The 21,163-nt window shown below is 72.3% G+C and carries 19 protein-coding genes; 7 read left to right on the top strand and 12 right to left on the bottom strand.

The annotated features are described in order from the left end of the window. Position 1 precedes the first annotated feature (1 nt). The 10 genes from alaS to AB0I29_RS06530 form a co-directional block, all read right to left on the bottom strand. Positions 2 to 2,695 carry an alanine--tRNA ligase gene (alaS, locus tag AB0I29_RS06575; RefSeq protein WP_285104628.1) on the bottom strand — a complete coding sequence of 898 codons (2,694 nt, stop codon included), beginning with the start codon at positions 2,693 to 2,695 and terminating at the stop codon, positions 2 to 4. Positions 2,696 to 2,864: 169 nt separating this feature from the next. Continuing rightward, on the bottom strand, positions 2,865 to 3,119 hold the full coding sequence (locus AB0I29_RS06570) for a hypothetical protein (RefSeq protein WP_285104626.1): 255 nt from the start codon (positions 3,117 to 3,119) through the stop codon (positions 2,865 to 2,867). Then, positions 3,116 to 3,532 (bottom strand): DUF948 domain-containing protein, encoded by a 417-nt coding sequence (locus AB0I29_RS06565; RefSeq protein WP_285104624.1) that lies wholly within the window; start codon positions 3,530 to 3,532, stop codon positions 3,116 to 3,118. The genes AB0I29_RS06570 and AB0I29_RS06565 overlap by 4 nt, the downstream gene beginning before the upstream one ends. A 213-nt stretch (positions 3,533 to 3,745) precedes the next feature. Continuing rightward, positions 3,746 to 4,372 (bottom strand): 30S ribosomal protein S4, encoded by a 627-nt coding sequence (gene rpsD / locus AB0I29_RS06560; RefSeq protein ID WP_182615637.1) that lies wholly within the window; start codon positions 4,370 to 4,372, stop codon positions 3,746 to 3,748. Positions 4,373 to 4,571: 199 nt separating this feature from the next. Further along, a complete protein-coding gene (locus tag AB0I29_RS06555) occupies positions 4,572 to 6,014 on the bottom strand; it encodes a replication-associated recombination protein A (RefSeq protein ID WP_357479487.1) in 1,443 nt (480 codons plus the stop codon). Positions 6,015 to 6,023: 9 nt separating this feature from the next. Beyond that, a complete protein-coding gene (locus tag AB0I29_RS06550) occupies positions 6,024 to 6,665 on the bottom strand; it encodes a GNAT family protein (protein ID WP_357479484.1) in 642 nt (213 codons plus the stop codon). An 87-nt stretch (positions 6,666 to 6,752) separates the two neighbouring features. Further along, positions 6,753 to 7,967, bottom strand: a complete 1,215-nt coding sequence (locus AB0I29_RS06545) for an AI-2E family transporter (protein ID WP_357479482.1) — start codon at positions 7,965 to 7,967, stop codon at positions 6,753 to 6,755. After that, positions 7,954 to 9,225, bottom strand: coding sequence for an AI-2E family transporter (locus AB0I29_RS06540; protein ID WP_357479480.1), 1,272 nt, complete (start codon positions 9,223 to 9,225; stop codon positions 7,954 to 7,956). Before AB0I29_RS06540 ends, AB0I29_RS06545 begins: the two co-directional genes overlap by 14 nt. A gap of 74 nt (positions 9,226 to 9,299) precedes the next feature. Further along, positions 9,300 to 10,049, bottom strand: a complete 750-nt coding sequence (locus tag AB0I29_RS06535; protein WP_357479478.1) for a hypothetical protein — start codon at positions 10,047 to 10,049, stop codon at positions 9,300 to 9,302. Positions 10,050 to 10,089: 40 nt separating this feature from the next. Beyond that, entirely contained in the window at positions 10,090 to 12,462 is a 2,373-nt protein-coding gene (locus tag AB0I29_RS06530; RefSeq protein WP_357479476.1) for a hypothetical protein, read from the bottom strand. A 295-nt stretch (positions 12,463 to 12,757) separates the two neighbouring features. Here AB0I29_RS06530 and AB0I29_RS06525 point away from each other — a divergent pair, with 295 nt between their 5' ends. Further along, a complete protein-coding gene (locus AB0I29_RS06525; RefSeq protein ID WP_357479473.1) occupies positions 12,758 to 13,519 on the top strand; it encodes a DUF427 domain-containing protein in 762 nt (253 codons plus the stop codon). An 82-nt stretch (positions 13,520 to 13,601) separates the two neighbouring features. Here AB0I29_RS06525 and AB0I29_RS06520 read toward each other — a convergent pair whose 3' ends face one another. Beyond that, positions 13,602 to 14,252, bottom strand: a complete 651-nt coding sequence (locus AB0I29_RS06520; RefSeq protein WP_357479470.1) for a hypothetical protein — start codon at positions 14,250 to 14,252, stop codon at positions 13,602 to 13,604. Positions 14,253 to 14,641: 389 nt separating this feature from the next. On the opposite strand from AB0I29_RS06520, the gene AB0I29_RS06515 reads away from it, so the two are divergent. The 4 genes from AB0I29_RS06515 (at position 14,642) to AB0I29_RS06500 (ending at position 18,366) form a co-directional block, all read left to right on the top strand. Beyond that, positions 14,642 to 15,682, top strand: coding sequence for an SGNH/GDSL hydrolase family protein (locus AB0I29_RS06515; RefSeq protein ID WP_285104607.1), 1,041 nt, complete (start codon positions 14,642 to 14,644; stop codon positions 15,680 to 15,682). A gap of 138 nt (positions 15,683 to 15,820) precedes the next feature. Continuing rightward, the gene (locus tag AB0I29_RS06510) at positions 15,821 to 16,951 is read left to right on the top strand and encodes an SLC13 family permease (protein WP_357479876.1); all 1,131 of its coding nucleotides are present in this window, start codon (positions 15,821 to 15,823) and stop codon (positions 16,949 to 16,951) included. 45 nt (positions 16,952 to 16,996) lie between these two features. Further along, complete coding sequence (locus AB0I29_RS06505) at positions 16,997 to 17,752, top strand: DUF2071 domain-containing protein (protein ID WP_285104605.1); 756 nt, start codon at positions 16,997 to 16,999, stop codon at positions 17,750 to 17,752. A 59-nt stretch (positions 17,753 to 17,811) separates the two neighbouring features. After that, positions 17,812 to 18,366, top strand: coding sequence for a DinB family protein (locus tag AB0I29_RS06500; protein ID WP_285104603.1), 555 nt, complete (start codon positions 17,812 to 17,814; stop codon positions 18,364 to 18,366). 61 nt (positions 18,367 to 18,427) lie between these two features. On the opposite strand, the gene AB0I29_RS06495 is transcribed toward AB0I29_RS06500, so the two are convergent. Further along, on the bottom strand, positions 18,428 to 19,180 hold the full coding sequence (locus AB0I29_RS06495) for an SDR family oxidoreductase (protein WP_285104601.1): 753 nt from the start codon (positions 19,178 to 19,180) through the stop codon (positions 18,428 to 18,430). Positions 19,181 to 19,319: 139 nt separating this feature from the next. Between AB0I29_RS06495 and AB0I29_RS06490 the strand changes: the two genes are divergently transcribed. Next, entirely contained in the window at positions 19,320 to 20,258 is a 939-nt protein-coding gene (locus AB0I29_RS06490; RefSeq protein ID WP_357479465.1) for an AraC family transcriptional regulator, read from the top strand. 510 nt (positions 20,259 to 20,768) lie between these two features. Further along, the gene (locus AB0I29_RS06485) at positions 20,769 to 21,161 is read left to right on the top strand and encodes an ester cyclase (protein WP_285104595.1); all 393 of its coding nucleotides are present in this window, start codon (positions 20,769 to 20,771) and stop codon (positions 21,159 to 21,161) included. The last annotated feature ends 2 nt before the right edge of the window (positions 21,162 to 21,163 follow it).

Raw genomic sequence — 21,163 nt, 5'->3', positions numbered from 1 at the left:
GTCAGGCACCCACTGCGGCCAGGCGCACGCCCTCGGCGATGCCCGCCAGGGCCTCGCCCAGCTTGGCCGGGTCGGTGCCGCCGCCCTGGGCCATGTCCGGCTTGCCGCCGCCACCGCCACCGAGGGTCTGGGCGGCGGAGCGCACCAGGTCACCGGCCTTGTAGCCAGCGGCACGGGCGGCGGCGTTGGTCACGACGACCACGACGGGGCGTCCGCCCGACACACCGCCGGCGGCGGCCACGACGGGCTCGGCCTCGCCGAGACGGCCGCGCACGTCGAGCACGAGGGCGCGCAGGTCGTCGGCCTGGGCCTCGCCGGCGTCGTGCGTGACGACGCGGACGTCGCCCACGCGCGGGGCCTCGGCGGCGAGCTTGCCGGCGACGGCCAGGAGCTGGCCCTGCCGCAGCGTGGCGAGCTCCTTCTCGGCCTCCTTGAGGCGCGCGACGAGCGAGCCGACCCGCTCGTGCAGGTCCTCGGGGCGCGTGTTGAGCAGGCCGGTGAGCTGGCCCACCAGCGCGTGCTCCTTGGCCTGGAAACCGTAGGCGCCGTCACCCACCAGGGCGTCGACGCGGCGCACGCCGGAGCCGATCGACGACTCGCCCAGCAGCGTGACCCGGCCGAGCTGACCGGTCTGCTTGACGTGCGTGCCGGCGCACAGCTCGCGCGACCAGTCGTCGCCGATCGAGACCACGCGGACGACGTCGCCGTACTTCTCGCCGAACAGCGCCATGGCGCCGGCCTCGCGAGCCTTCGCGATCGGCATGAGCTGGTCGGTCACCTCGAGGTTGTCGGCGAGGCGCACGTTGACGCGCTCCTCGATCTCCGTCAGGGCCGAGGCCGAGACGGCGGACGGCGAACGGAAGTCGAACCGGATCCGGCTCGGGGCGTTCTCCGAGCCGGCCTGGGTGCGGTCCGGGCCGACGAGCTCGTGCAGGGCCTTGTGGATCATGTGCGTGGCCGAGTGGGCCCGGCTGATGGCCTTGCGGCGGGCCGTGTCGATCTGCGCGGTGCCCGGGTCGCCGAGCGCCACCGTGCCCTCGATCAGGCGGCCGCGGTGCACGTTCAGGCCCTTGATGGGGCGCTGCACGTCGTCCACCTCGATGGTGGCGCCGCCGTCGAGCACGATCGTGCCGTGGTCGGCGAGCTGGCCGCCGGCCTCGGCGTAGAACGGGGTGCGGTCCAGGACGACCTCGATCTCGGCCGGGGCCGTGACGGCCGGGGCGGGCACGCCGCCGGTGAGCAGGCCGGCGACGCGGACCGAGGCGTCCGTCTGCGTGTACCCGAGGAACTCGACCGGGGCCGTGAGCTCCTTCTCCAGGGCCTCGTAGGCGGCGACGTCGGCCCCGCCGGTGCGCTTGGCCAGCGCGTCGGCACGGGCGCGGGTGCGCTGCTCCTGCATGAGCGAGCGGAAGGCCTGCTCGTCCACCTGCACACCCTGCTCGGCGGCCATCTCGAGGGTGAGGTCGATCGGGAAGCCGTAGGTGTCGTGCAGCTGGAAGGCGGCCTCGCCCGGCAGCACCAGGTGCTCGCCGCCCTGCTTCTTGAGGCCGGCCACGGCACTGTCGAGGATCGTGGTGCCCGAGGCGAGCGTCCGCCGGAAGGCCTCCTCCTCGGCGTAGGCGACGGCCGAGATCTGCTCGAAGTTGGTGCCCAGCTCCGGGTAGGAGGGGGCCATGGCGTCCTTCGAGACCGGCAGCAGCGACGGCAGGGCGACGCCGTCGACGCCGAGCAGGCGCATCGCGCGCACGGAGCGGCGCAGCAGCCGGCGCAGCACGTAGCCACGGCCCTCGTTCGAGGGGCGCACGCCGTCGCCGATGATCATCAGGGCCGAGCGGACGTGGTCGGCCACGACGCGCATCCGCACGTCGTCGTCGTGGTTCTCGCCGTACTTCTTGCCGCTGAGCTTCTCGGCGGCCTCGATGACGGGGAACACCTCGTCGATCTCGTACATGTTGTCCTTGCCCTGCAGCAGGAAGGCAACACGCTCCAGACCCATGCCGGTGTCGATGTTCTTCTTGGCCAGCTCGCCGACGATGCGGAAGTCCTCCTTGGACTTCACGTCGTCGATGGCGTACTGCATGAACACGAGGTTCCAGATCTCGACGAAGCGGTCTCCGCCCTCGTCGACCAAGGGGCCGCCGTCCGGGCCGTAGGCTGCGCCCCGGTCGTAGAAGATCTCCGAGCAGGGGCCGGCCGGGCCGGGCTGGCCGGTCGACCAGTAGTTGTCCTTCTTGCCGAGGCCCTGGATGCGCTCGTCGGGCAGGCCGACGATGTCCTTCCAGAGCTGGCGGGCCTCGTCGTCCTCGTAGTAGACGGTGACCCACAGCTTGTCCGGGTCGATGCCCAGCTTGCCGTCCTCCAGCGAGCCCGTGAGGAAGTCCCAGGCCATGCGGATGGCGTCGGCCTTGAAGTAGTCGCCGAACGAGAAGTTGCCGTTCATCTGGAAGAACGTGCCGTGCCGCGTGGTTTTGCCGACGTCGTCGATGTCGAGCGTGCGCACGCACTTCTGCACGCTCGTGGCGCGCGTCCACGGCGGGGTCTGCTGGGCCGTCATGTAGGGGATGAACGGCACCATGCCCGCGATGGTGAACAGCGTCGACGGGTCCGGCGAGATCAGCGACGCCGACGGCACCACCGCGTGGCCCTGAGCTTCGAAGTAGTCGAGCCAACGCTTGCGGATCTCGGCGGTGCGCATGAGGTCAGTGGTCCTTCTTCTCGGTCGTACTGATGGGTCGAACTGGAGGGTGCACAAATTCTGGTGCGGGACGCTTGTCCGGGCACGTACCTATTCTGCCGCTGGTAGCGCGGCAGACGGAAACTGAATGATCGGGCGGCCGCCGGTCGGCGTCGTCTGTCGCCGACGCCTACCGCTGGTGGTTCTGCAGCTCGCCGCGGAGGGAGGCCATCAGCTCGGCCTCGCGCTCGGCGCGCGCCGTGGTGAACTCCGACCGGAACGTGCGCGCCATCTGGCCCAGGCGCACACCGGCGTCGTCCACCGCGGCCGCGGCGCGCTCGCTGACGGCCTCGGGCGTGTACCGCGCGACCACCTGGCGGCCCTTGCGGATCACGACGACGGTGACGGCCACACCGACGCCCACCCAGAACAGCCGGCGGATCATGCGCCGGCCCCGCTCGCGCCGGCGCTCGTGTCGCCGTCGGTGTGCCGGCCGCCGCCACCCTTGGCCTGCCCGAAGGCCTGCCGCACGCCGTAGGAGAAGGCCGCGACCTTGACGAGCGGCTTGCCCAGCGTCGCCGCGTACAGGCCCGTCAGCGCGGACACGTTCTCGCTGACCGACGCCGCGGACGTGGTGATCGTGTCGACCTTGACGAGCTGCGTGTTCGCGGAGGCGACGGTGCTGGCGGCCTCGTCGAGGATCGGCACCGAGTGCTCGGTGACGTCACGGACGCTCAGCCGCGCCTCGTCCAGGAGCTTTCCCAGCTTCCACAACGGGACGGCGAGAAAGCCCACGAGGAGCACGAACGCGATCGCCGCGATCAGTCCCGCCACGTCTCCGATGTCGCCGAGGGTCATGCGCCAGCTCCTGCCTGAAGGTTCGCAGATGTCCGGCACGCTCTCTGCCGGGGGACGACGATCACCCTATCCCGCCCCCGGCCACCCTCGCCCGTCGCCCCGTTGTGCCCGTGTCGTGCCCGGCCCGGCGTCGAACGTCACCCGGGCCCAGAGCGCGGACGGCCCCGTCCGCGCCGAGGCGCGGACGGGGCCGTCCGGTACTGCTGGGTGCAATCAGCGAGCGTAGAACTCGACGACCATCTGCACGTCGCAGGTCACGGGGACCTCGGCGCGCTTCGGTGCACGGGTCAGCGTGGCGGTCAGCTTCTCGAGCTGCACGTCCAGGTAGCCCGGGAGCGTCGGCAGCACGTCGCGGTGCGCGCCCGCGGCGGCGACCTGGAACGGCACCGTGGTCTGGCTCTTCGGCTTGACCTGGATGGTCTGGCCGGGCTTCACGCGGAACGACGGGCGGTCCACGATCTTGCCGTCCACCAGGATGTGACGGTGGGTCACGTGCTGGCGGGCCTGCAGGATGGTGCGGCCGAAGCCGGCACGCAGCACCACGGAGTCCAGACGGGTCTCCAGGTCCTCGACCATGACCTCACCGGTCAGGCCGGCCTGCTTGCGGGCGTTCTCGTAGACCTTGAGCAGCTGCTTCTCGCGAAGCATGTACTGCGCACGCAGACGCTGCTTCTCGCGCAGCCGCACCGCGTAGTCCGACTCGGTCCGACGGCGGGCACGACCGTGCTCACCGGGCGGGTACGGACGCTTCTCGAAGTGCTTGACGGCCTTGGGCGTGAGCGCGAGGCCCAGCTTGCGGCTCAGGCGCACCTGACGGCGCGCACGGGTCACAGAAGTCACTGTGATGTCCTGTCCTGTAGATATTGAAGGTCACACCCGGACACGGCTCCCCCACGAGGGGAACCACACCGGGTGCGGGACCAGCCGATGGAGCGGGGTGCTTGAGCACCATGCTCGCGGGGCCGAGGTCCCAGGGCGTTGCCATGGGCAACCTGAAGATCTTACCGCACGTCGGCGTTCCGGCTCGCCGTGGGACTGCTCACGTCCCTGCCGCTTCCCGGCCCTGTCGCTTGCCGGTGCCGCCGCTGCCGCCGTCGCTCCCGAGGATCCCCCGGATGCGCTCCAGGCGTTCCGCCACCTGCCGTTCGTACCCGCGGTCGCTCGGGTCGTAGTAGCGCGAGCCCGCGAGCACGTCCGGCAGGTACTGCTGCGGCGCGACGCCGTGCGGCCAGTCGTGCGCGTACCGGTAGCCGTCGCCGTGCCCCATCTGCTTGGCGCCCGCGTAGTGCGCGTCGCGCAGGTGCGGCGGCACCGTGCCGACCTTGCCCGCGCGCACGTCGGCGAGCGCGGCGTCGACGCCGAGGTAGGCGGCGTTCGACTTGGGGGCGGTGGCCAGGTGCACCACGGCCTCGGCGAGCACGATGCGCCCCTCGGGCATGCCGATGAGCTGCACCGCCTGGGCCGCGGCGACGGCGGTCTGGAGGGCGGAGGGGTCGGCCATGCCGACGTCCTCGGCCGCGGAGATGACCAGGCGCCGCGCGATGAACCGCGGGTCCTCCCCCGCGGCGACCATGCGGGCCAGGTAGTGCAGGGCGGCGTCGACGTCCGAGCCGCGGATGGACTTGATGAACGCGGAGATGACGTCGTAGTGCTGGTCGCCGTCGCGGTCGTAGCGGACGGCGGCGACGTCGACGGCGCGCTCGACGTCGGCCAGGCCGATGCGCGGGGTGGTGCCGTCGGCACCGGTCGCCGGGTCGTCGTCCGAGAGCACCGCGCCGGCGGCCGCCTCCAGGATGGTGAGCGCCTTGCGTGCGTCCCCGCCCGCGAGCCGCAGCAGGTGCTCGGTGGCCTCCTCGTCGAGCTCGACGGATCCGTCCAGGCCGCGCTCGTCGGTGACCGCGCGCAGCACGAGCGCGCGCACGTCGTCGGTCTCCAGCGGCTTGAGCGTGAGCAGCAGCGAGCGGGACAGCAGCGGGGAGTTGACGGAGAAGCTGGGGTTCTCGGTGGTCGCGGCCACGAGGGTGACCCAGCGGTTCTCGACGCTGGGTAGCAGGGCGTCCTGCTGCGACTTGGAGAAGCGGTGCACCTCGTCGACGAACAGCACCGTCTCGTCGCCGCCGGTGGCGAGCCGGCGTCGCGCGTCCTCGACCACCTGGCGCACGTCCTTGACGCCCGCGGTGACGGCGCTCAGCTCCACGAAGCGGCGTCCAGACACGGTGGCCACGAGGTAGGCGAGCGTCGTCTTGCCCGTACCGGGCGGCCCCCAGAGAATGACCGACGACGGCGCGGATCGGGTGGAGCCGGCGCCCTCTGCTGGTTCTATGAGCCGCCGCAGCGGCGACCCGGGGACCAGGAGGTGCTCCTGCCCCGCTATCTCGTCGATCGAGGCCGGGCGCATCCGCACGGCGAGGGGAGACGACGCCCGCGCGGTCGGGGTACCCGCGCTGTCGGTCGTCACCGTACTGAACAAGTCGTCGAACACCGCCCCAGCCTACGGATGCTCACTGACACTCACGTGCTCACCGACACCCCGGTGCCGGGCCGGCGCCCGGGCGGGCCACGGCTCGTTGGGCTCGCGGGGGTCCTCGGGCAGGATCGTGCCGACCCAGGCGTCCCGACGCACGCCGCGCTGCAGCCCGTGCCGGCGCAGGGTCGCCTCGTGCCGGAAGCCGAGGCGCCAGGCGACGCGGCGGGAGGCCCAGTTGCCGACGTAGGCGACCCAGGTCACCACGGACAGGCCGAGCCCGTCGGGGTCCAGCGCCCAGTCGAGCACCAGGCGGGACGCCTCCGTGCACAGCCCCTTCCCGCGCGCGTCCGGCGTCATCCAGAAGCCGAGCTCCCCCGCGCGCTCCTCGGCCGGGGTGCCCTCACAGGTGAGGCCGACCATGCCGATCAGCGGTCCGTCGGCGTCGCCCGGCGCGCGCACCGCCCACGTGCAGACGGAGCCCTTGGCCCACCCTTCGGCCACGTGGTAGCGCACGAAGCTCTCGGCGTGCCTGCGCTCGTACGGGACCGGCACCACCGTCCACTCGGCGACGGCGGGGTCCTGGCAGGCCGCGGTGATCGCGTCCACGTCCGCGTACGTCGGGACGGACAGGCGGACGTGCTCCGAGGCCAGGACGAACGGTTCCATCCGTCGATGGTGCCACAAAAATAGGCCCCCACCTGCAGGTTTACAGTTCCCGACCCGGCCTCACGAGGGTCGGGCGCGTGACGTCGGTCACGACTCGCCGACGTCGTCGTCCGCGTCGTGGGCCGCGTCGGCGGGCGCGTCACCGGCCTCGTCGACGCCGTCGTCGACCGGCTTGCGCAGCGTGCTGTAGACCGCCCAGGCCACGGCGATGAGTGGGACGGCGACGATCGCACCCAGGATGCCACCGACCACCGTGCCGCTCGTGACACCCAGGGCGACCACGACGGGGTGCAGCGAGACCTGCTTGCCCATGATCAGCGGCTGCAGCACGTGCCCCTCGAGCTGGCCGATGCCAGCGATGCCGATCACGACGATCAGGGCGGTCAGCAGCCCGTCGGCCGCGAGCGCGACCACGGCCGCGATGATCATGGCGAGCGGGGCGCCGATGAGCGGGATGAACGTGCCGATGAAGACCAGCACCGCCAGGGGTGCCGAGAGCGGCACGCCGAGGATGGTCAGGAAGATGCCCGCGAGGATGCCGTTGGTGATCGCGACGAGCACCGTGCCGCGGGTGTAGCCGGAGAAGGTGTACCAGCCGGCGCCCGCGGCGTCGTTCCAGCGACCGCGGGTGCGGGCGGGGACCTGCTGCATGAACCAGCGCCACATGGCGCCGCCGGAGGCGAGGAAGAAGACCGTGCAGAAGATCGCGAGCGCCAGCACGGCGATGCCCTCGACGATCGAGCCGGCGCTCTCGGCCGCCCGGCCCACGAGGGTCTGGGCGTTCTCCTGGATCCAGCTCGCGGCGTCGTCGAGCCACTGGTCGCGCGTGTCCAGCTCGACGTCGACCGGGAACGGGCTGTTCTCGATCAGGCTGACGATCTGGTCGATGCCGGTGTTGAACTCCCCCGCGAGCCGTTCCCACTGGCCGGCGACGGACACGACGACGTAGGTCACGAGGCCGCCGACCACGAGCACGCCGGACAGGATGGCGGCCGCGGTCGCCAGGGCCCGGGGCATGACCCGGGCGTAGAGGTCGGTGAGCGGGTTGAGCACCGCGGTGAAGACCAGGGCCAGGAACACCGCCACGAAGACGAGCAGCACCTGGGTGACCGCCCAGAACACCAGGGCGATCCCTGCGACGACCAGGATCAGGCGCCACGACCAGCCCGCGGAGGTGCGCAGCCACGGCGGCGGCGCGGAGTCGCGCCGCGCCGGGTCCCGGTACGGGACGCCGGCCTGCGGCGCGGCAGGTCGTGGGGCGGGTCGTGGTGCGGGGTCGGGCACCGAGTCAGTCTGCCTCATGGGGGGCCGCCGTGCCGGGTGCGGGGTCGGGGACGGCCTCCGGCGCGGTCCCCCGCGTCACCCCGTGCGCCGCCGCGGGCGCCGCCTCCTCGGCCGTCCGGCGCAGCGTGCTGAACACCGCCCAGGTCACGCCGGCGAGCGGCACGGCGACGACGGCGCCCAGCAGGCCGCCGAGGACCGAGCCGGCGGCCACCACGAGCGCCATCACCACGGGGTGCAGCGAGACCTGCTTCCCGGTGATCAGCGGCTGGAGCACGTTGGCGTCGATCTGGGCGACCACGACCATGCCGATCAGCACGACCAGGGCGAGCACCGGGCCCTTGGCGGCCAGCGCGACGAGCACGCTGATCACGATGGCGGCGACGGGGCCGATCATGGGGATGAACGCGCCGAGGAACACCACGACGGACAGCGGGAGCGCCAGCGGCACCCCGACGACGGACAGGAAGATCCCGGCCAGGATGCCGTCGGACAGCGCGACGAAGAACATGCCGCGGGTGAAGCCGGAGAAGGCGGTCCAGCCCGCGGTGGCGGCGGCCTCCCAGCGGTCGTGCCGGTCCGCGGGGACGAAGTCGAGCGCCCAGCGCCACATGCGGCTGCCCTGGGTCAGGAAGAACACCGTGCAGAAGATCGCGAGGACGACGGCGGTCGCGCCCTCCGCGATCGATCCGGCGCTCTCGGCGGCGGTACCCGCGTAGTCGCCGGCGTTGGCCTGGAGCCAGGCGCCGCCGTCGGCCAGCCACTCGCCGGGGGTGCCGAGCCCCGCCAGCATCGGGATGCCGGTGAGCAGCCCGGCGAGGTCGGTCAGGCCGCTGCCGAACTCGGTGGCGAGGTCCTCCCACCGGCTCACCACGGACGTGACCACGTAGGTCACGAGCGCGCCGACGGCGAGGACCGCCGTGAGCAGGGAGGCCGCCATGGCCAGGCCGCGCGGCATGACGCGGTCGTAGAGGTCGCCGAGCGGGAGCAGCACGGTGGTGAAGACCAGCGCGAGGAACAGGGCGACGAACACGACCTGGACCAGGCCCACCACGTAGAACACGATGGCCACGGCCGCCACGATGCCGACCAGCTTCCAGGCCAGCTCGCCGGTGGTCCGGATCCACGGTGCGCCGAAGGTGGCGGGGGGCGGGGTCCGCTCCGGGGCCTGCCCTGCGACCTGCGCCGGGACCTGTTCCGGAGCGGCGGGCCTCGGGGTGGTCGGCGGCTCCGCCGCTGTCGTCGGCGCTACCGTCGGCGCGTCAGCCGTCATCGCCATGCTCCCAATTTTGTTATGGGCGAATTGTCCAGGGCGGACCCTAGCGGCGTGGTGCTTCTCTCGACAACTCCCCCTCACTCCGCGAGCGGCCGCCCGGTGAGCGCGGCGGCGTCGCGAGCGGCGGCCTGCGCTGTGACACGGGAGGCGACGGCGTCGCGCCGGTCGTCCTGCCCGGTGGCGCCGGGCGGCAGCAGGGCTGCGACGGCGCGCACCACGGCCGGGTCGGCCGCCGCGTCGGCGAGGACGCCCGTGCGGCCGAGGGCGAGGTTCGCGGCGGCCGCCGTACCGGCGTCGGCCGAGGCGGCCAGCAGCTCCAGCGACGGCGCCGCGGCGCCGATGACGCCGGCGCCGAGCAGGGACTGCAGCACGTCGCGGTCGCCGAGCCGGGCGGCCAGCGCCGCGTCATCGGGTGCGGTACGCACGAGGGCGACGGGTCGCGCCGCGACGCTCTCACCCCGGCGCGCGGCGAACCGTGCCGTCAGCTCGTACCTGCCCGGTGCGGCGAACAGCGGCACGCTCCCGGACGAGATCAGCGGCACCGCGGCGACCAGGCGCCCGCCGGCGGGCAGGTCGACGGATCTCGGCGCCGAGTCGACGGGCCACGGCCACGTGGCCCGCACCGGTGTGCCCCCGGCGCCGGCGACCTCGATCTCCAGGTCGCCCTCGACCAGGTTCAGCCGGGCGCTGACGGTGGCGGGGCCGCCCGTCGCGACCAGCTCGACGTCGGCGAACACGACGCGGTCGAGGGGGACGGAGGCCGCGGCGGGCCGGAGCCGGAGCTCCAGCCCGCCGCCCCGCACGGTGTCTGCCGCTGTGTCTGTCACGGTGTCGATCCTTCCCCCGTGCGGTCCTCCTGTCGCCCGTTCACCGCCCCTGCGGCTCGGTGAAGTCCGCCGCGACGCGCTGCGCGGCCGCGAAGTCCTTCCCCGCGGCCGAGCGGGCGCCGCCCTTCGCGCGCGGCTTCAGTGCCGCGATCGTGCCGGCCACGACCGGGGCGTCCTTCTCGGTCGGGCTCGCGACGGTGACCGCGAGCTCTGCCGCGCGCTGCGCCGACCGCCCCGACAGCGCCAGGTCGAGGAAGTGCGCCGCCTCGTCCGGTGCCGCCGCCCGCACGTCCTGGGCACGGACGTCCGAGAACGTACGGGTGAGCGCGTTCGCGAGGACGAGCGCCCCCGCCGCGCCGGTGTCGGTGTCGCTGTGCTGCTCGGCCAGGTCGGTGAGGACCGCCCGGGCCGAGACGTCCGTGGCGAAGTCGCCCAGGGCCATGGCACGGCCGACGCCCGGCGTCAGCGTCTTCGCGCTGATGTCGACCTCGGCGTCGCTGGCCGGGCCGCGGACGTCGACCGTGACGGGCGCGGAACGCACCGTGGTCAGCGGGTCCACCTCGAGCTGCGCGGCGACCGTGTGGCGGCCCGGTTCCGTGAACGTGACGCCCTGGTTCGTGAAGAACACCTGGACGTGGTTGCGGACCGACTCCCCCGGCTGCAGCACGACCGTCGGACGCGGGCCGCAGCCGATCGCGACGTCCACGAGGTGCTGCAGCGAGTGGTCGGGGGGCGTGTGCAGGAAGACGAGGTCGCCCTCCGACAGGTTGATCAGCGTCGTGACCGTGCGCGGCTGGTCCGACACGTTGGTCAGCGCGACCTCGGCCGTGACGTACTCCCCCACGAATGCCTGGGCCGGCATCGCGACCGTGAGCTCCAGGCCCTCGTCGCCCGTGTCGCCGCCGAGCCCGGCGACGTCGACCGGCGCCGGGAGTCCCGCCGACAGGTCGCCGTGCCCCCACCCGAAGTTCTTCCAGCCCGGGCGTACCTGCGGGTCGGGCGAGTGGATGAGCGAGGTGCGGTCGTGGTCCGAGAACACGAACCCCGCGTTGCCCGGGTACGGGTTGGCCGCGGTGGCGAAGCCCATGACGTCGCCGGTCTGGTTCATGATCTCGATGCCGATGCCCGGGTTGTGCACGTCGTGCTTCGGGTGCCACAGGTTGAACGCGTGCCCCGCCTCGTGCACGAGCGTGCGCAGGAACGCCGCGGGCACCTCGTCGAGGGGCCGGCCGCGCGCCGCCGCCGCGATGAAGGAGTCGTTGCCGAGCCGCACGTCGGCGAAGCCGGCAGCACCCTCGCGTGGCACGGTGTCGTCGTCGAACATGATCCCGAACAGGCCGCCCTGGGACGAGCCGACGAAGAGCCACAGCCGCCATCCCTCGCCCGGGACCGCCTGGCGGTGCCCCGTCATGAGGGTCGCGAGCTCGGCGTTGGTGAGATCGGCGTCGTTCGGCACGTTGATCTCGTCCGTGACGACCGTGACGTCCCAGCCCGCGGTCGCGTAGACCGAGCGCACCGTCGCGGTCGCGCCCGAGCCGATGGTGGCGGACGCCGGGAACACGCGGTTGACCATGGCGTCGACCTCGATGCGGCAGCCGCGGTACATCGGCGACGTCTTGCGGGCCGTGACGTCGGTGACGGTGCCGCCGATCGACAGCGTGCCCGTCATCTGCTGCGACGGGCCGAGGACCGTGGCTGCCGACGCCGCCACGACGAGCGGCCGACGGCACCTCAGCGTCAGCGTGCCCGTGTCGGTCGAGACGAACTCCTGCGTGCTGCGGTTCCAGAGGTGCCGCACGATCTGCACGGTCAGGGTGCCGCCGGCATAGGTGGCGCCGTTCGACCGGAAGTACCACGAGTACTCCGAGGCAGGGAATGCGGGGTACCAGCGGAACCCGAGCAGCGGGAAGGCCAGGGCCGCCGGGTCGTCGCCCGCGGCGCCGGCCTCGCCGGCCCCGCCGGCCTCGGCGCCGTGCTCGACGGTGTCGGCGTCCGGCCCTCCGGCGACAGGTCGCACTCCTCCGGCGACGGCGCCCGCGAGGGGCCCCGGGTCGGGGATCGGGAACGGGCTCGGGATCGGCAGGCGGGGCTCGAGGACCGGCGGGAAGACCCGTCGGGAGTACATGTCGCCCGAGACGCGCAGCGACGAGTTGCCGACCTCGATGCGCATCGCACCGCGCGCCTCGGGGCCGAACACCGTGCGACGTTCCAGCTCGAGCAGCCACGAACCGTCCAGCGTGCCGATGGGACACGGCCGGGTGAGCAGCTCCGGCCGGATGACGGGACCGACGACGAGCTGGCCGTCGGCGTCGAACGTGAGGGGCGCGGTGTGGTGCCCGGTTCCGTGCCCGGTGTGGTGCGCAGCTGGAGCCTCGTCGCCGCAGCCGCAGTCGTGGTCCATGGTCGTGCTCACTCCCCCGACCGCGGACGCGGCCGCCGACAGGAAAGAGAGACGGCGGGACGGCGCTGATGGCCCGGCACCTGAGAACACCCGAAGATCACCCGGGAAACCGGGGATCGTGCCCGGGATGCGGCCCCCACGGTCCAGGACCCCGCGGTGTGCGGGCCGAGTCGAGGACACCACGACAGGTGACGGGCGATTTCGGGTGAAATATTGCCGCCGCTCGCGGGGTTGGCCTCCGGGTGAGGTGCCCGCGGACGTGCTCGTACGCGATCGCGAGGGCGCGGCCGACAACGAGAGGTGAGCAGTGACCGACATCGTGCAGAACCCGTTCGCGATCCAGCCGGGAACGGTCCAGCAGGGGCTGACCCGGATCCGGGCCCTGAGCGAGGGCGAGGTGGTCGCCGACGCCGCCGCACCCCTGCTGGTGTGGGAGTACTCGTACGCGCCCCGGTACTTCTTCGCGCCCGAGGACCTCCGGGCGGAGCTCCGTCCGGCCGGACAGGGCGAGCGGTCACGCGCGCTCGGGCCGAGCGAGCAGTTCGACGTCGTGCTCGGCGACCGCGTCGTCCAGCGCGCCGCCCAGCGGTTTCCCGAGGCGCCGACCGAAGGCATGCGCAGCGCGTACACGCTGACCTGGACGGCCATGGACACCTGGCTCGAGGAGGACGAGGTGATCCACTTCCATGCCCGCAGCCCGTACGTCCGGGTCGACACCCTGCACTCCAGCCGCCACGTGCGGGTGGTGCTGAACGGCGAGGTCGTCGCCGAGTCGCACCGGCCCGTGATCCTGACCGAGACCGGGCTGACGCCCCGGTACTACCTGCCGCGGGTCGACGTCCGCATGGACCTCCTGAGCCCGACCGACGCCGTGAGCTACTGCCCGTACAAGGGAACCGCGCGGTACTGGTCCGTGACCGCGGGCGACCTCAAGGTGCACGACGCCGTCTGGGGGTACGAGACCCCGCTGCGCGAGGCGGCGGGAGTCGCCGGGCTGGTCTGCTTCTGGCCCGAGAAAAGCGCCGACCTGGAGGTCTGGGTGGACGGCGAGCGGATCGGGCAGCCGTAGGTCCCCGGGGCCGTGCGCCGAGGTCATGCCGGGGCGCTCCGGCGACCGAGCCTCCGTCCCGGGGCGCGCCGGCGGCGCGCCCTCAGTCGAGGCTGTCCGCCGCCGCTCGGAGCGCCGCCAGCTCGTCCGGGCTCGACAAGCGGGCCAGGGCGGCGATGTCACAGATGAACCGGCGACGGTCGGCCGGGACGGCCTCGGCGATCCTTGCCGGGTCGTCCCGCAGGACCCGATAGATCTCCAGGCCGGCGGCATAGAACAGGTCGACCAGCTTCGGTTCCCCGGCGGCGTTCTGCAGCACGTTGCCCGGGTTGTGGTCCAGCCCGCCCCAGAACGGGATCGACCGGGCCGCCTCGGCGTCGAGCCGCTCGGCCTCCCGGCGAACCACCGTGATCGGGTCACCGTCCGCTGCTGCGGCCCAGCGCACCACGACGGCGTCCGCCACGGCCGGCTCGACCGGCATCAGGAACTCCATCACGGTGAGGCGGCCCCCACCCATCAGAGGGCCGTCGAACTCGATGCGTGGCAGCAGCGGATGGCCGTCCAGGGTTCGGCACAGCTCGACGAAGACCTCGTAGGCCGGCTCGAACGGACTGACCCTGGCGACCAGAGCGCCGTCGGGCGAACGCCAGACCGTGGCCCAGTCCCCCAGGCCGCACACGTTCCACCCGTCGGCGAGGAGCCGGCCGGCCGCTTCGCGGTGCGACAGGTCGCGCAGGGACTCGAACCAGTTCACGTGCCGCAGCGTAGACACAGCGAGAGCCCGCGGACGCCACATTTTCGGGATGGTCGAGGCCGATCGCGGGTGGCGCTACGACCAGCGCCCACGACCGGGCGGATCCTCACGCACGCCGAATCGCCGAGTCAGTTACTTGGTCTGACCGACTAGCTGACTCGGCAACGCAAGGACGCCAGGTCAGCCGGGTGGTGCAGTGGCTCGCGGTCAGGAGCCTCCGCCTGCCACGTGATCACCAGCCGTCAACCGGCGGAGATCGGTGGCCAACTACTGACCGAACTTGAAGTATTCATTTGCCAGATATTGTGTAAGTTGGGTGAAATCTCCTATAAAGGTAGCGATCGAGCCACAACTGGCGTGGCTCGACGGACCTTCGGGGGAGCTGCCCAATGAAGCAACGTCTCTTGCGCGTCCTCGCCGCCCTGGCGGCGACGAGTCTTGTCACGGTCGGGCTGGTGACGACGCCGGCCCTGCCGTCGTACGCCGCCGGCGAGTCCTACGTCGCCCTGGGCGACTCCTACTCCTCGGGCACCGGCACCAGGACCTACATCAACGACGGCACCGAGTGCCTGCGCTCGACCTACGCCTACGCCAGCCTGACCGCGGCGGCCAAGGGCTACACGCTCAACTTCCGGGCCTGCTCGGGAGCGGTCGTGGCCGACGTGACGAGCAGCCAGATCAGTGCACTGGGCACAGGCACGAGGTACGTCACCATCTCGGTCGGCGGCAACGACGCCGGGTTCGCCGACGTGCTCACAGAGTGCGCCCTCCCGGCGTGGGCCAGCGACTGCGCCGGTACGGTCGCCGCGGCGCGGGCGTTCATCTCCGGCACCCTGCCGGGCCGGCTCAACACCCTCTATGCCGCGATCAGGACGAGGGCGCCGAACGCGAAGGTGGTCGTCGTCGGCTACCCGAAGATCTTCATGGGCGAGGACTGCAACGTGGCGACCTTCTTCAGCCCGGAGGACGAGACGGCGCTCAACAACGCCGTCGTGCTCATCAACTCGGTCACCTCGACGGCCGCCTCCGCCAAGGGATACACCTTCGTCAACCCGGTCAGCCGGTTCACGGGCCACGCCGTGTGCGACTCGACCGAGTGGATCAACGGCTTCTCCAACCCCGTGCAGGAGTCCTACCACCCCAACCGCCTCGGTCACGCCAACGGCTACCTGCCGCTGGTCAGTGGCGTCCTGACCGGCACGAGCGTCGCGGCGACCAGCGCGGTGCTGGCCGAGGCTGAGGCGGGGGCCGCGGAGCAGGCGAAGCTCCAGCAGAAGTACGCCGCGGCCGACCGCAGGATCAAGCCGAAGCTCTTCCAGCCGCCGACCAAGGCCAGGCTGGAAGAGCTGGCGAAGGAGAGGGGCGTCGACTTCGACACGTGGTGGGCCGAGGTCCGGCGTTCGGACCGGGCCACCGACCTGACGCACTGAGAGAAGGCGACTGACCGTTCGCAGCCCGCAGGAGGGCGGCCGCACCCCGTGGCCGGCCGCCCTCCTGCGGATCCGTATGCTCAGCGCGTGAACGGCGCGCGCACCAGACCTCGTCCGAGCACGTGGATCGTTCTGGTGATGGTCGTCGTCGCGGCCGCCTGCGTGCTGAGCGGCCTGCTGCCCGCGCAGGACGCCCGGGCCGTCGGCGCGCGTACCGCCCCCGTGCTCGGGTTCGTGGTCGCCATCACGATCGTCGCCGAGCTCGCGCGCGACGCCTCGGTGTTCGAGGTGCTCGCGCAGCTCCTCGGCCGCTGGGGCCGGCGACGGATGGTGGTGCTGTGGGTGTGGGTGGTGCTGCTGGCCGTGGTCAGCACCGTGTTCCTCTCGCTCGACACCACCGCGGTCATCCTGACGCCGCTCGTCGTGCTGCTCGCGCAGAGCGTCGGGATCTCACCCCTGCCGTTCGCGCTGGCGACCATCTGGCTGGCGAACACGGCCTCGCTGCTGCTGCCGGTCTCCAACCTGACCAACCTGCTCGCCGCACCGGCGTTCGGCGACCACCCCTCCGCGTTCGTGGCGCTGAGCTGGGCACCGGCCCTCGTGGGCGTCGTCGTGCCCGTCGCGATCCTCACGGTCCGGTACCGGGGCGTCCTGTTCTCGACCTACCGGGTCCCCGCGCAGCGCGTCCCCGCCGACCCCGTGCTGTTCTGGGGCGCGGCGCTGGCACTCCTGGTGCTGCTGCCGCTGCTCGCGCTCACGCCGCACGTGTGGGTCCCCGCGACGGCGGCCGCCGTCGTGCTCGCCGTCCTGTTCCTCGTCCGACGGCGGAGCGCGCTGCGGCCCGCGCTGGTGCCGTGGCAGGCCCTCGGGATCGCCGCGTCGCTGTTCGTCCTGGTCGAGACGGCGCACGCCCACGGCCTCACAGCTCTGCTGACCTCGGTGACCGGCGCCGGCCACGGCCCGGGCGAGCTGCTGCGCGTCGCGACGCTCGGCGCGCTGGCCGCCAACGGCATCAACAACCTGCCCGCCTACCTGGTGCTCGAGCCGGTCGCCGCGGGCGACCCCGTCGTGCTGATGGCGCTGCTGATCGGCGTGAACCTCGGCCCGCTGGTCACGCCGTGGGCGTCGCTGGCGACGCTGTTGTGGCACCAGCGCCTCGTCGCACTCGGTGTCACGTTCCCGTGGCGCCGCTTCGCCGCCTGGGGCCTGGTCGCGGCGGTGCCGACCGTGGGTCTGGCCGCCGTGGCGCTGGCCGTCGTCGGCGGATAGGGACTTCGCCGCCACCGGCCGGTCATGGTTGATAGGTTCCTCGGCGTGACCTCGGAGAACGCACGCCCGGAGCCGCGGACCGGCATGTTCCTCTCCGCCGAGTGGCGCCGGCTGGTGATGCTCAGCCACGAGATCGACCCGGACGTGCTGCGCCCGCTCGTCCCGCGCGGCGTCGAGCTCGACACGTGGGACGGCCGGCACCTCGTGAGCATGGTCGGCTTCCAGTTCCTCGACACCCGCCTGCTCGGCGTCCCGGTCCCCTTCCACCGCGACTTCGACGAGATCAACCTGCGGTTCTACGTGCGCCGCCGGGCGGACGACGGCTGGCGGCGCGGCGTGGTCTTCGTCAAGGAGATCGTGCCCCGGTGGGCCCTGGCCACGGTCGCCCGCGTGGTCTACGGCGAGAAGTACGTCGCACGCCCGATGCGGCACCGCATCGACCTGCACGACGACGAGGTCACCCCGGGCGGCCTGGTCGAGTACTCGTGGCACGACGCCGGGGACTGGCACCGCCTGCGCGCCACGACCGACGGCCCCGCGCGCCCGCTCGTCGAGGGCTCGCAGGAGGAGTTCGTCACCGAGCACTACTGGGGGTACGCCGCGCAGCGCGGCGGCGGCACCGTCGAGTACCGCGTGGAGCACCCGAGCTGGCAGGTCCGGCAGGCCCGCGACGCCGCCCTGGAGTGCGACGTCGAGCGGGTCTACGGCCGGCCGTTCGCCGAGAGCCTGGCCGCCGAACCGTTCTCTGCCTTCGTCGCGGACGGCTCGCCCGTCGTCGTCCGGCGGGGCGCCGTCCTCTGAGGTACCGGCGCCCCGCGCCCGTCCCGACCAATCCGAGACCACCGAGCCCTGGAGCCGACATGACCGACCTGACCGCGCCCGACCTCGCCACGCGAGACGTCGTCGCGATCTTCGAGCGCGAGCGAACCCGGCTGTTCGCACGCCTCGAGGGCCTGACCGACGCCGAGTACCACTGGGAGCCGGTCAGCGACTGCTTCAGCATCCGCCCCGGCGACGACGGCGTCTTCCGCGTCGCCACCCTGTTCCCGGAGTCAGGTCCGGACGAGCCGGACCCCGTCACGACGATCGCCTGGCGCATCTGGCACATCGGCAGCCTCTGCCTGCGCGGCTACGTGATCCACTTCTTCGACGACGCCCCCGGGTTCGGCGACCGCCACGAGTGGCCGGGCACCGCAAAAGAGGGCATCCAGGCGCTCGCCGACGACTGGGAGCACTTCATCTCCCGCATCGCCGCCCTCGACGACGAGCGCCTGCTGGCGCCGATCGGCCGGGGCCCCGGCGGCTGGGCCGACGAGACCTACCTGAAGCTCGCGCTGCACGCACTGGTCGAGGTCTCGCACCACGGCGGCGAGATCGGCCTGCTGCGCGACCTGTACCTGCGCGAAGGCGTCTGAGCGACACCCACCGGAGGTCGGCCCCGATCACAGGCCTCGTCGCTGTCGCGGGCCTCGTCGCTCAGACCTGGTTGGCGCCGCCGTCGACGAAGAGGTTGTTGCCGACGACGTAGCTGCTCTGATCCGAGGCCAGGAACACCACGGCCGCGGCGGCCTCCTCGGGCTGCCCCATCCGGCCCTTGGGCACGGTCGCGGCCACCTGCTCCTTGATGGCCCGGGCGGTCTCCTCGTCACCGAAGGCGGCGGTACCGCCGGGCGTCTCGATCCAGGCCGGCGAGACGACGTTGACCCGGATGCCGCGGCCCTTGAGCTCGTTGGACCAGGTCCGCGCGAACGACCGGACCGCGGCCTTCGACGCCGAGTACGCGCCGAACGCCTCCATCCCCCGGTCGGCGGCCGTGGATCCGGTCAGGATCACCGAGGCGCCCTCGTTGAGCAGCGGCAGCGCCTTCCGCACCGTGAACAGCGTGCCCCGGACGTTGACCGCGAAGGTCTGGTCGAAGTGCTCCTCGGTGGTCTCCTCCAGCGTCACGAACGCGGCGACCGCCGCGTTCGCCACGAGCACGTCCAGCCCCTTGCCCCGGGCCCGGACCGCGGCGTAGAGCCGGTCCAGGTCCCCCGGCACCGAGATGTCGCCGACGACCGCTGTGGCCCGGTCCTCCCCGATGGTCTTGACGGCCGCCTCCAGCTCGGCCTCGCGCCGCCCCGTGACGAACACGTACGCGCCCTCCTCCGCCAGCCGCACCGCGGTCGCCAGGCCGATGCCGGAGCTACCGCCGGTCACGACCGCCGTCCTGCCCTCGAGCTGTCCCATGTGGATCTCTCCCTACCTTCCGTCGCGGATCTGTTCCGGCATCGATCCTGCGGGACCGCAGAGGTATCATCCATAACGGATAGTCCAGAATTCGTTACCGATAGTCCAGGAGTTGGGTTTGCTCGGTTTCAGCGATCCGGTGGCTGACGCGATCAGCCTGCTCCGGCCCCGCACGGTGGTCGGACCGAGCCTGCACGCCGCAGGCGAGTGGGCGTTGCGCTTCGACCGGTTCCCGCACGTGCGGATCGGCGGCCTCGTGCGCGGCACGTGCTGGCTGGTCCTCGACGGGCACGAGCCGGTGCTCCTGCAGGAGGGCGACACCTTCATGCTGGGCGACCCGCCGCCCTACGTGCTGGCCAGCACGCCCGGCGCCCGGACGCGTCCCGCGGAAGAGGTGTGGGCCCGTGCCGAGGACGGGTCCGTGCGGATCGGCCCGGAGGCCGAGGAGAACCTCTACCTCTGCGTCGGGCACATCGGGTTCGACGACGGCAACGCGTCCCTCCTGACCGATCTCCTGCCGCCGCTCGTGATCGTCCGCGCGGCCGACCCGCGCGGCCTGGAGCTGGGCCAGCTCATCACGCTCCTGGCCACCGAGGTCGAGGCCACCGCCGCCGGCGGCCCGCTGGTGGAGAACCACCTCGCGCAGATCCTGCTCGTGCACATGCTGCGTGCGCACGCCGGCCGGACGGACCGGCCCACCGGCTGGCTGGGCGCCCTGAACGAGGACGGCATCGGCGCCGCCCTGCGCGCCGTGCACGCCGACGTCGCACACTCCTGGACGCTCCAGGAGCTCGCCGACATCAGCCACATGTCGCGGTCCGCGTTCGCCCAGGCCTTCAAGAGCCACGTCGGCGTCCCGCCCCTGGACTACCTGATCCGATGGCGCATGAACCTCGCGCGCAACGCCCTCGCCCGCGACACGCTGTCGATCTCCCAGCTCGCGCGGGCCACGGGCTACCAGTCCGAGAGCGCGTTCAGCACGGCGTTCCGCCGCGTCGTCGGGTCGTCACCCTCCACGTTCCGCGACCAGGCTCGGAAGCCGGACGAGATGCCGCTGTCGCCTGAGCCTGCCCCCTGAGCCTCCCGCCGAGCCCGCCTCGCGAGGCAGACGCGGGAGGCACGGTGCGAGCGGCAACCTCCGGACGGCGACCTGGTCCCTGATCCTTCTCGCCGGCGACGGCGGCGGTGGACAGGAGCGTCGCAGCGGCCAGGCCGCCCCAGAGTGCCGCCGGGCCGTGGGATGCGAGAGCGGTGATGACCGCCGGGGAGACGGCGAGGCCGAAGCCCGTGGAGAGCTGGAACCGCGCGAGGGCGCGTCCCAGGAGATGGGGCGGGGCAAGGGCGCGGTCGCTACGTGCACTACACGCTCGACCTGTCCGCGATGACGGCGCTGGGCACGGAGCTGCTGTCGGCCGTTCTGCGCTGAGCCGCTCCGGTCTGCCATCCCCGCCTGACCTGCCGGACGCCCGGTGCGGCCGGTGCGGCCGGCACTTTTGTACCGACCGGAATATAACTCGTCGGCCCCCGGTTCCCATGCACTGCAAGCTCCACTGCACAGCCCCGGAACGGGGAGAGAGAAGGGAACACCATGTCCGAGTCCGAGGTGCGCGAGGTCTTCGAGCGCTACATCGAGGCGCTCAACGCCCACGACTTCGACCGCATGACCGAGTTCGTCCACGACGAGCTGGTCGAGAACGGCAAGCCGGTCACGCGCGACCACATCATCGCCGAGCTGAAGGCCCACGGTGACTCCGTGCCGGACTTCACCTGGCGTGTCCAGGACGTCGCCGTCGACGGAGACCGCGTCGCGGCCCGCCTGTACAACAAGGGGACCCACACCAAGGAGTGGCTCGGCGTGGCACCGACCGGCGCCACCCTGGAGTTCGCCGAGTACTCCTTCCACAGGGTCCGCGACGGGCGGTTCTACGAGATGAACTACCTCATCGACGCCCAGGCCGTCCAGGCACAGCTCCAGGACTGACG

This window comes from Promicromonospora sp. NPDC050262 (assembly GCF_040655935.1).
Lineage (GTDB): Bacteria > Actinomycetota > Actinomycetes > Actinomycetales > Cellulomonadaceae > Promicromonospora.
The sequence above is the reverse complement of the archived record's forward strand: the minus strand, read 5'-3'. Positions and strand labels throughout refer to the sequence as shown.